At 73.6% G+C, this 6,378-nt stretch carries 7 protein-coding genes; all 7 read left to right on the plus strand.

Going from position 1 to position 6,378, the window contains the following annotated elements; all coding sequences use genetic code 11:
• Positions 1-11: 11 nt before the first annotated feature.
• The 7 genes from AB0G28_RS44715 to AB0G28_RS44745 all read left to right on the plus strand — a co-directional run bounded on the left by AB0G28_RS44715 (position 12) and on the right by AB0G28_RS44745 (position 6,304).
• Positions 12-263 (plus strand): phosphopantetheine-binding protein, encoded by a 252-nt coding sequence (locus AB0G28_RS44715; RefSeq protein ID WP_361104101.1) that lies wholly within the window; start codon positions 12-14, stop codon positions 261-263.
• Positions 260-1,411, plus strand: coding sequence for an acyl-CoA dehydrogenase family protein (locus AB0G28_RS44720; RefSeq protein WP_361104103.1), 1,152 nt, complete (start codon positions 260-262; stop codon positions 1,409-1,411). Before AB0G28_RS44715 ends, AB0G28_RS44720 begins: the two co-directional genes overlap by 4 nt.
• Entirely contained in the window at positions 1,404-2,483 is a 1,080-nt protein-coding gene (locus AB0G28_RS44725; RefSeq protein WP_361104105.1) for an acyl-CoA dehydrogenase, read from the plus strand. Before AB0G28_RS44720 ends, AB0G28_RS44725 begins: the two co-directional genes overlap by 8 nt.
• A gap of 125 nt (positions 2,484-2,608) precedes the next feature.
• Positions 2,609-3,238 (plus strand): 4'-phosphopantetheinyl transferase superfamily protein, encoded by a 630-nt coding sequence (locus AB0G28_RS44730; RefSeq protein ID WP_361104107.1) that lies wholly within the window; start codon positions 2,609-2,611, stop codon positions 3,236-3,238.
• A 17-nt stretch (positions 3,239-3,255) separates the two neighbouring features.
• Positions 3,256-4,170: a hypothetical protein gene (locus AB0G28_RS44735; RefSeq protein WP_361104109.1), complete on the plus strand. Its 915-nt coding sequence runs from the start codon at positions 3,256-3,258 to the stop codon at positions 4,168-4,170.
• Between the two features lie 5 nt (positions 4,171-4,175).
• Positions 4,176-5,693, plus strand: a complete 1,518-nt coding sequence (locus AB0G28_RS44740; RefSeq protein ID WP_361104114.1) for an AMP-binding protein — start codon at positions 4,176-4,178, stop codon at positions 5,691-5,693.
• A gap of 107 nt (positions 5,694-5,800) precedes the next feature.
• Positions 5,801-6,304 (plus strand): flavin reductase family protein, encoded by a 504-nt coding sequence (locus tag AB0G28_RS44745; protein ID WP_361104111.1) that lies wholly within the window; start codon positions 5,801-5,803, stop codon positions 6,302-6,304.
• The last annotated feature ends 74 nt before the right edge of the window (positions 6,305-6,378 follow it).

Consider the following 6,378-nt stretch of genomic DNA (forward strand, 5'->3'; position numbering starts at 1 on the left):
GGAGTGCACCGATGGACCCCCGTATGGCCGAACTGCTCACCCCGTACCTCAAGTTCCTCAACGGCCGCGAGCTCGGCCCGGACGACTCGCTGCGCGAGCGCGGGCTCGACTCGATGCAGTCGATCAACGTGCTGTTCGAGATCGAGGACGTCTTCGGCGTCTCGCTGCCGGACGAGGACATCACCGACGCCACCTTCGCCACCGGCGGCACCCTGTGGAACGCCGTGAAGGCCCAGCTGGAGCGAGAGGAGGTCTCGTCGTGACCACCGCCCCGCTCGCCGAGCTCGTCGGGCGTGTCACGAAGGTCGCCGAGGAGCACGTCCGCCAGACCGACGACGACGCCGCGTTCCCGGTGCAGGCCCTCGACGAGCTGCGTGCCACCGGCCTGCTCGGGCTGCTCGTCCCGGCCGGGGACGGCGGGCTCGGCGGTTCGCTGGCCGACGTCCTGGAGACCAGCACCGAGCTGGGCCGGGTCGACATGTCCCTGGCGATGATCTTCGCGATGCACTGCCAGCAGGTCGCCGCCGTGCTCGCGCACGCCGAAGGCAGGCTGCGCGCGGAACTGCTGCCGGAGATCGCCGCGGGCCGGCTCTACCTCGGCTCGGTCACCACCGAGGCGGGCAAGGGCGGGCACCTGCTGACCGCCGAGTCCGCCGCGGCCTGGAGCGAGGGCGAGCTGCTCGTCGACCGCTTCGCCCCGATCGTCACCGGCGGCCGGCACGCCGACGGGTTCCTCATCACGATGCGCGCGCCGGACGCGGAAGCGGACAACCAGGTGTCGCTGGTCTACGCCGCCCGCGAACAGCTGGAGATCGAACCGGCGGGCGGCTGGGCGCCGCTGGGCATGCGTGCCAGCGACAGCGGTGCCCTGCGGTTGCGCGGGCGGCTGCCCGCCCACCAGGTCGTCGGGCGCCACGGCGACTTCCACACGATCGTGACCACCGTGTTCGGCCCGCTGGCCCACCTCGGCTGGGCGTCCTGCTGGCTGGGCACGGCGGCCGGTGCGCTGTCCCGGGTGATCGGCGCGCTGCGCGGCAACCGCGGCCGGACCGACCTGAACTCGGAGCTGCTGCTGACGCGGCTGTCGCGGTCGCGGCAGCGGCTGGACACCGTGCACGCGCTGATCGGGCACGCCCGCGAGGTGGTCGAGTCCACTGCGGACCTCAGCGCGCCGCGGGTGCAGCTGCTGATCAACGCCGTGAAGATCACCGCGGCCGAGGAGTGCTACCGAGCCGTCGACGAGCTGGTCGACGCCGTCGGGATGCGCCACGGCTACCTGCGCGACTCGCCCACGCGGCTGGAGCAGGCGCTGCGTGACCTGCGCTCGGCGGTGCTGAACTACAGCAACGACCGGCTGCACCTGGCCGACGGCAGGTTGGCCCTGCTCGACCGGGAGGTGCGTTTTGCCTGAGGCAGCCGTTCTGTCCACAGTGGATTCCGCCGCGGGCGGCGGCCGGGTGTGGCAGCGGCTCGGCTCGGCCGGCGTGCTGCGGGAGCAGTACCGGCGGCGCACCGCCACCGGCCTGGTCGCCGACCCCGAGCGGCTCGGTGCCACCCTGCGCGCGGTCGACGCCCGGACGGACAACGGGATCACGCTGAGCGTGCTGGTGCAGTCGGCGAGCGCGCTGCCGATCCTGGCCACCGGGACCGGCCCGGAGTTCGACGAGGTCGTCGCCGGCGACTCCGAAGTCGCGCTGGCCGCGACGGACGCCGCGGCACCCGGGTCGGACCTCACGGGGCTCGGCACGGAGGTCGAGATCGACGGGGACGCCGTCCGGCTGGAGGGCGCGAAGCGGTGGGTGACGACGGCGACCCGGGCGGCGTACTTCCTGGTGCTGGCCCGCCACCGGCCGGGACGGCACTTCACGGCGTTCACGTGGGTCCTCGTCCCCGCGGACGCGCCGGGGGTCCGGGTCTCGCCCGCGACGACGACGTTGCTCGCGGGCGCGGGCATCGGGCACGTCGAGTTTTCCGGGGTCCGGCTGCCCGCCTCGGCCGTCCTCGGCCGGCCGGGGCGCGGCCTGGCGCTGTTCGCCCGGCACATGGGCACGGAACGGCTGGCCGGCGCCCAGTGGGCGACGGCCCTGACGAGCCGGGTCCTGGAGCGGACGAGGACGTCGCTGGCCCGGCGAGAGATCGACGGACGCGCGCTGTGGGACCACGATGCGGTCCGCCAGGAGTTCGCGGGCTGCCTCGTGCGGGTGCGCGAACTGCGGGCGCTGCACGAAGCCCTGGGCGAACGCGTGGTCGAGGACCACGACCTGACCAGCGCGGCGACGCTGAAGGCCGCGGTCGGGCTCACGGCCGACGAGGTGCTGTCCCGCTGCGCGAAGTGGCAGGGCGCGGACGGTTTCGCCGACGACGGCGTGCAGCTGGAGCGAGCCGAGGCGGCGGTCTTCGGCATCGGCGGCGGGGTGACGGAGCTGATGCTCGGCGCGGTCGCCGACGCCGCCGAGCCACTCCTGAAGGAACTGCGCACATGAACCCCCCAACCCCCAAAAGCGCTCTTTCACGTGAAAGTGCCCTTCTCCCCCAAGCCGAGCTTTCACGTGAAAGCTCGGACCCGGGAGCGGAGCTTTCACGTGAAAGCTCCGTGGGGCGCGCGGAGGTGACTGTCGACGGTACCGAAGTCGCGCCGGGCGTCTGGATCGCGTCGGCTACTCGCGCCGATCTTGGGGACTCGCCCGCCCACGCCGAGGACCTCGCCGACGCGAGCACCCGCCCGGGCTGGCACAGGCCGGAGTTCCTCGCCGGACGGCACCTTCTCCGGCGCCTGCTGCGGCGGGTGCGTCCCGGCCTGGCCGCGCTGCCCGTCCGGACCGACCCGGCCGGGAAACCGCGGCTGGACCCCGGTGACGCGCCGGACCTCGCGCTGCCCGGGATCACGATCTCCCACGACGGGGACCGGATCGCGGCCGCGGTGTGCGCGCACGGCGACGTGGGCGTCGACGTCCAGCTGCCCCCTGACCAGCTGACCGACGCCGCCCTGCGCCGGTGCCTCGGCGAGCACGCTCCGGAGGTCGCCGCGCTGCCGCGGGCCCGGCGGGCGTGGGAGTTCGCCTGGGTGTGGTCCGTGCAGGAGGCGTGCGTCAAGGCCGCCGGCACCGGCATGGCCGGCCGGCCCTGGTCGATCGACGTCCCGCCCGGCGCGGTGTCCGGCCGCTGGGGCCGGTTCGCCTGGCTGAGCCTGCGAACCCGGTCGCCGGTGCCGCTCAGCTGCGCCTTCCCCCACCGATGATGCCCACGGAGGCCGACGTGCACCTCAGCAACGTCCCGGAACTCAGCTGCTACACCACCAACCTGGTGGCCTACCTCGAAACCGACGAGCCCGGCGCGAAGACCCGTTTCGCGCACGCCGTCCGCCTGGCGGTCCTCGACGGCGGCACCGGGGACCTGGTGTTCTCCCAGCACACCCGCATCGACGCTCAAGATCCGCTCGGCTACCGCGGCGCGCCGGACTGGGCGTCGGCCGCCGCCGGCCTCGACGCCGAACTCGCCCGCTCGGGGCGGGTGCTGACCGTCGCCGACACCTTCCACCTGCCCTGGTCCCCCGCGCACGAGACCGCGCACTCGCCGCATTGGCTGCTGCTGCTCGACCGCCGCGACGACCGGTGGCTGGTGGCCGACCACTTCTGCGCGCTGACACCGCTCGGTGCGCAGGAACCGTTCCTCGGCTGGCTCGACGAGCCCGCGCTGGAACGCGCGCTGACCCCGTACGCCCCGTGGCCGGCCGAGATCGTCAACCGCGACCGCCACGCGCTGGGCGCCGCCGTGGATCCGGTGCACGCGGACCAGTTCCGCTGGCTGGCGCGCACCACCGCGCCGGCCGTGGAGCCGGGTGACTGGATCTGTGCCCTGCCCGAAGTCCTCGGGCGCGTCAGCGACGTGCTGGCCGAGGACGAGACCGCCGCGGCCCGCTACGCCGACGACCTGTGGGCGGCGAGCCGGCACTACACCTACCGCCTCGGCGTGCTCGCCGCGAACGGCGAGATCCGCGCGGAGGACGCCGCCGCGGCCGCCGTGTGCTGGGGCGAGCTGCCCAAGGTCGTCCGGTTCGCCGCCGAGTCCGCCGCCCGCGGCAGGCCACGGGCCGGGCTGCTGAAGCGGACCTTCGACGACCTGCTGCGGGCCGGCGAAAAGACGACCACCGATCCGGAAACGGAGGCATGAGCACGATGAACACCCTGTACGAGTGGTTCGCCGCGTCGGCCGGGAAGCACGCCGACGCCCCCGCGCTCGAAGTCGGCACACGCACCCTGACCTATGCGGAGCTGCGGGATCTCGCCGGGCACGTCGCCGCCGGGGCCGTCGCCGCGGTGGGGGAAGTGCCCACGAGGATCGGTGTGCTGGCCGAACGCAGCGTCCTCGCCTACGCCGGCTACCTCGCCGGGCAACGGCTCGGCAGCACCGTCGTGCCGCTCAACCCCGCCTTTCCCGCCGAGCGCAACCGGATGATCGCCGGAGCCGCCGGCCTGGACCTGGTCCTCACCGAGGAGGCGAACGCCGATCTCGGCGTGCCCGAGCTGGTCATGGCCGAACCGGCGGACGGCGCCCCGCGCACCCCGCCGGAGCCCCGGACCGGCGACCTGGCCTACATCCTGTTCACGTCGGGCTCGACCGGGCGGCCCAAGGGCGTGCCGATCCGGCACCGCAACGTCTGCGCCTACCTCGGCCACGTCGTGCCGCGGTACGGCATGGCGCCGGGCAGCCGCGTCTCCCAGACCTTCGACCTGACCTTCGACCTGTCGGTGTTCGACATGTTCACCGCCTGGGCCGGCGGCGCGACGCTCGTCGTCCCCAGCCGCGAGGACCTGCTCGCGCCGGTGCGGTTCGTCGCGGAGAAGGAGCTCACCCACTGGTTCGCCGTGCCCTCGATGGTGTCCTACGCCCAGCGCCTGCGCAGCCTGAAGCCCGGGAGCATGCCTTCGCTGCGCTGGAGCCTGTTCTGCGGTGAACCGCTGACGACGCAGCAGGCGCGGGCCTGGCAGCAGGCCGCGCCCGGCGGTGTCGTGGAGAACCTCTACGGCCCCACGGAACTGACCATCAGCTGCGCGGAGTTCCGGCTGCCCGCCGATCCGGCGGACTGGCCGGCCACCGCCAACGGGACCGTGCCGATCGGCCGGCTCCACCCCAGCGTCAGCCACATCGTGCTCAACGACCAGGGCCGCCCCGCCGTCGAAGGGGAACTCTGCGCGCGCGGGCCCCAGCGGTTCCCGGGCTACCTCGACCCGGCCGCCAACGAAGGCCGTTTCTACCACTTCGGCCCGGGCGACGAAACCGCGCGGCCGCACGGCCCGGGCGACGAGCTCGACGACGACGCCTGGTACCGCACCGGCGACCGGGTGTCCTGGCAGGACGGTTTCCTCGTCCACATGGGACGGTCGGACCAGCAGGTGAAAGTGCAGGGCTACCGGGTGGAGCTCGGCGAAATCGAGGCCGTGCTGCGGGATCAGGAGGCGGTGCGCGACGCGATCGTGCTCGCCCTGCCCGGCAGCGGCGGCACCACCGAGCTCGAAGCGGTGTGCACGGGCCGGGGCCTCGACCCCGACGCGCTGCTCGCCGCCGTCGCCGGCCGGCTGCCCGGGTACATGGTGCCCCGGCGGCTCAGCGTGCTGGACACGCTGCCGCTCAACGTCAACGGCAAGATCGACCGCTCGGCCCTCACCGCGCAAGCGATCGGGCAGCGCGGATGACCACCACACCCCCGGAAGGGAAGAGCATGGGAACCGCACACGTCACCCCGCCGCCGCTCCCCACCGCGTGCCCGCCCACGGAAAGCCCGGCGGAGCAAGGAAATCCGGTGGCTTCGGCACCGGGTCCGCCGGACCCGGCCCTGGTGCCGACGGAAGGGTTCTGCCGGGCGATCGCGAAGCTGCCGACCGGGGTCACGGTGCTCACCACCGTCACCGACGACTCGCCGATCGGATGCACGGCCAACGCGGTGATGTCGCTCTCGGCCGACACCCCGAGCGTGCTGGTGTCGCTGGGCAGCCGGAGCCGGACGCTCTCGGCGATCCTCGACACCGGGCGGTTCGCCGTCAACACCCTGTCCTGGTCGCAGCGGGCACTGACCCGCAAGTTCGCCACCGGCACTCCGGCGGAGCGGTTCGCCGGGGTGCCGTGGCGGCCCGAGCGCCGGATCCCCGTGCTGTCCGCGGCGGGCATGGCTCTGGTCTGCGAGGTGGGAGACACCGCGACCCTGCTGGACCACACCGTGGTCGTCGGCAAGGTGGTCTGGCTGCGCGACACGAACGCGGCACCGACGGTGCTCTACGGACGGGAGCAGTACCCGCTCGGCGCGTGATGGTCCGTGAAGGCCTCCTTACCGGCCATAAGAGCCGGTAAGGAGGCCTTCACGGCTTTTGCGCTAGGAGCGGC

Source organism: Amycolatopsis sp. NPDC021455 (assembly GCF_040640995.1).
Taxonomy (GTDB): Bacteria; Actinomycetota; Actinomycetes; order Mycobacteriales; family Pseudonocardiaceae; genus Amycolatopsis.